1 protein-coding gene is annotated in these 3,772 nt (G+C 72.0%); it reads left to right on the top strand.

Going from position 1 to position 3,772, the window contains the following annotated elements; genetic code table 11:
• Nucleotides 1–3,772 (top strand): type I polyketide synthase (locus ACZ4FV_RS51755; RefSeq protein WP_465328391.1); only part of this gene is annotated, 3,772 nt, incomplete at both ends.

The raw sequence follows: 3,772 nt of genomic DNA, 5'->3' as shown, positions 1-3,772 counted from the left end.
CACTCGCCACCGTCCACACCCACACCACCACCGACTGGACGCGCTTCTATCCCACCACCCCACCCACCCACCTCGACCTCCCCACCTACCCCTTCCAACGGGAGCACTACTGGCTCCGGCCCGCCGCCGCCACCGACCCCCACACCCTCGGGCTGCACGACGCGGACCACGGCCTGCTCGGTGCCGCCGTCGCCCTCGCGGACGGCGACGGGCACCTGTTCACCGGTCGCCTGTCACTGCGCAGCCACCCCTGGGCGGCCGACCATGCCGTCCACGGCACGCCCCTGCTGTCCGGATCCGCGTTCATCGAAATCGCGCTCCACGCCGGCCAGGCCACCGACACCCCCCACCTGGAAGACCTCACCCTCGAAGCGCCTCTCACCCTCCCGGCCACCGGCGGGATCCACCTTCAAGCGCACGTGGGCGCAGCCGACCACGACGGCCGCCGGACCCTCACCGTCCACTCCCGACCCGACGACGCCACACCCGACGGGCGCTGGACCCGCCACGCCATCGGCGTCCTCACCCTCCAGGCGTCCGCCGCGGCGGACCCGGCCGCATGGGCCGAGCCGGTGGCCTGGCCACCGGCCGGCGCCACAACGCTGCCCGTCGACACCCTCTACGACCGCCTCGCCGACCGCGGCTACCGCTATGACGGCGTCTTCCAGGGCCTGACCGCCGCCTGGCGCGACGGCGACACCCTCTATGCCGAGGTCGCCCTCCCCACCGACGCCACCACCGACGCCGACCACTACGGCATCCACCCCGCGCTCCTCGACGCCACACTCCACCCGATCGCCGCCACCGATCCCGAGCAGGGTTCGGACCGGGTGCTTCTTCCGTTCGCCTGGTCGAACGTCCGGCTTCACGCGGTGGGCGCCCGGGCGCTGCGCGTCCGGATCACCCCCTCCGACGCGGGAACGTTGCGTGTCGAACTCGCCGATCCCACCGGGCAACCGGTCGCCGAGGTGGCATCGCTGGCCATCCGGTCGATCACCGCCGAGCAACTGGCGAAGGCCGTCGCGACCGGGGGAGAGGACCACCTGTTCCGTCTGGCCTGGACCTCCGCGCCCGACGCGGATGCCCTCGACGTCGGACGAATGGCGTTCGTGGGGCCCATCGTCGGCGCGGGACCGGTCACGTCGCAGCCCGCCGATGTCGGCGTCGAGAGCCATCCGGGGTTGGCGGAGCTCTCGGCGGACGAGGCCACTGCCTTCCCGGGCCTGGTCGTCGCCACCGGTCTACTGGGCCGGTCCGAAGGCTCGGTCGAGGATGTTCCCGGCGCCGCGCGCGAGGCGGTTCGGTACGCCTTGGACATGATCCAGGCGTGGCTGGCCGAGGAGCGGGCCGCCGACAGCCGGCTGGTGTTCGTCACCCGGCGAGCCGTCGTGGTCCACGCCGATATCGAGTCGCCCAACCTCGCACACGCCGCCGTCTGGGGTCTGATCCGTACGGCTCAGAGCGAGAACCCCGGTCGCTTCACCGTGATCGATCTGGAGGACGAGGACACCGTCTCCGTCGAGGCGTTCCGGGCGGCCTTGGGCAGCGGCGAGCCGCAGGTGGCTCTGCGTGACGGCGATCGGCAACCGTACGTCCCCCGGCTCGTGCGGGAGACAGCCTCCGATGTCGCCGCCGTGCCGGAGCCCGCCGTGGGCGGCACGGTCCTGATCACCGGGGGCACGGGCACTCTCGGCACGTTGTTCGCCCGCCGTTACGCGAAGGCTCGGCGGGCCGGCCACCTGCTGCTGGTCGGCCGACGCGGCCTCGATGCTCCGGGCGCGTCCGAACTCGCCGCCGAACTGGCCGAGTCGGGCGTCAAGGTCACCATCGCCGCCTGCGACACCGCCGACCGCGACGCCCTCGCCGCGCTCTTGGCGGCCATCCCCACCGAACACCCCCTCACCGCCGTCGTACACACCGCCGGAGTCCTCGACGACGGCACCATCACCTCGCTGACGCCGGAGCGCGTCGACAATGTGTTCCGCCCCAAGGTCGACGCCGCCTGGCACCTGCACGAACTCACCCGTGGGACCGACCTCGCCGAGTTCGTGCTGTTCTCCTCCATGGCGGGAGTTCTGGGCAATCCGGGCCAGGGCAACTACGCGGCGGCGAACGTCTTTCTCGACGCGCTGGCCCAGTACCGTCGCGCCGACGGCCTGCCCGCCACCTCCCTGGCCTGGGGGTTGTGGTCCGACAGCAGCGGCATGACCGGCCACCTGGACGACGTGCATCTCACCCGCCTGGCCCGCCTGGGGATCAAGCCCCTCACGGCGGAGGAGGGGATGGCCCTGTTCGAGGCCGCCCGGGTTTCGGGTGTCGCCTGCCCGGTTCCCGCCAAGATCCTCCCCGCCCTGCTCCGTCCCCATCTGGAGGCCGGCACTCTTCCCGCGGTCCTCCGGGGCCTCGTGCGCGTCTCCGTCCGCAAGGCCGCCACGGCGACCGACACCACGGGCCTGCTCGATCGCCTGGGCCGGCTCTCCGCCGAGGACGCCGAGGACGCTCTGGCCACCCTCGTCCGCACCCACGTCGCCCAGGTTCTGGGCCACGCCACGCCCGACGGCATCACCCTCGACCAGGCGTTCAGGGACCTCGGCTTCGACTCGCTGACCGCAGTCGAGTTCCGCAACCGCCTCAACACCGCCACCGGCCTGCACCTCCCCGCGACGCTCGTCTTCGACTACCCCAGCCCGCGCCGCCTGGCCGGCCACCTCCTCGCCACCCTCGCCCCGAGCGCCGACACCACCACCGCCCCCGTCACCGTTACCACCGTCGCCACCGACGAGCCCATCGCCATCGTGGCCATGGGCTGCCGGTACCCGGGCGGCGTGCACTCTGCGGAGGACCTGTGGACGCTGGTCGCGAGCGGGACGGACGCCGTCGCCGAGTTTCCGGCCACCCGTGACTGGGATGTCGAGACCCTGTACGACCCCGAGCCGGGAAAGCCGGGCAAGTCCTACACGCGGCACGGCGGATTCCTGTACGACGCCGACAACTTCGACCCCGCCTTCTTCGGTATCAGTCCGCGCGAGGCCCTCGCCATGGACCCCCAGCAACGCCTCCTCCTCGAGGTCGCCTGGGAGACCATCGAACGCGCCGGCGTCGACCCCACGACCCTCCGCGACACCCCCACCGGCGTCTTCACCGGAATCATGTACGGCGACTACGCCGGCCGCTTCGGCTCCGTCCCCGAAGGAATGGAGGGCTACCTGCTCAACGGCAGCTCGGGCAGCGTCGCCTCCGGTCGGGTCGCCTACACCTTCGGGTTCGAGGGGGCAGCGATGACTGTCGACACCGCGTGCTCCTCCTCCCTGGTGGCCATCCACCTGGCCGCGCAGGCGCTGCGCAGCGGCGAGTGCTCCCTGGCCCTGGCCGGTGGTGTCACCGTGATGGCAACACCCGGTGTCTTCACCGAGTTCAGCATGCAACGTGGCCTGTCCCCCGATGGGCGGTGCAAGTCCTTCGCCGCCGCCGCGGACGGCACCGGCTGGAGTGAGGGGGTAGGGCTGCTTCTGCTCGAACGTCTCTCCGACGCGAGGCGGAACGGCCATCGAGTGCTGGCGGTCGTGCGCGGCTCGGCGGTGAACCAGGACGGTGCCAGCAACGGTCTGACCGCCCCCAACGGCCCCTCCCAACAACGCGTCATCCGGCAGGCGCTGGCCAACTCCGGGGTTCGGGCCGACGAGGTCGATGTGGTCGAGGCGCATGGTACGGGTACGCGGTTGGGTGATCCGATCGAGGCGCAGGCGTTGTTGGCGACCTACGGTCAGGGGCG

It is taken from the genome of Embleya sp. NPDC025285 (assembly GCF_055558835.1).
This window is presented reverse-complemented; position numbering and strand designations above follow the sequence as displayed.